The organism is Streptococcus sp. KR, from assembly GCF_002238115.1.
Lineage (GTDB): Bacteria > Bacillota > Bacilli > Lactobacillales > Streptococcaceae > Streptococcus.
The window spans coordinates 1-228 of the sequence record NZ_NGVM01000332.1 but is presented as its reverse complement, the minus strand read 5'-3'; the positions used below and the strand labels follow the sequence as shown (position 1 = coordinate 228).

At 38.6% G+C, this 228-nt stretch carries 1 protein-coding gene; it reads right to left on the bottom strand.

The window, feature by feature from the left end:
* A partial coding sequence (locus CBI42_RS12170; RefSeq protein WP_142294179.1) for a type II toxin-antitoxin system RelB/DinJ family antitoxin occupies positions 1-157 on the bottom strand: 157 nt, incomplete at its 3' end.
* Positions 158-228: the final 71 nt, after the last annotated feature.

The following is a 228-nucleotide window of genomic DNA, read 5'->3' as shown; positions in this document are numbered from 1 at the left end:
CATTAAAAGGTAAAGCACCATTAGCAACAATCCGCTTGTAAAACATGTTAATGGCCGTGGTTGGATTTAAGCCCAATTCGCTTAAAACTGCTTCGGTATCATCGGCCAAATCTTTATCAATCTTGACTTGGACCCGTTTCTTTTCCTTAACTGTCATGATTGTCTCATCTCCTTTCTTTTGCTACTACCATTACGCTACCTTTTGAGTACCTTATCAATAGATAAAGC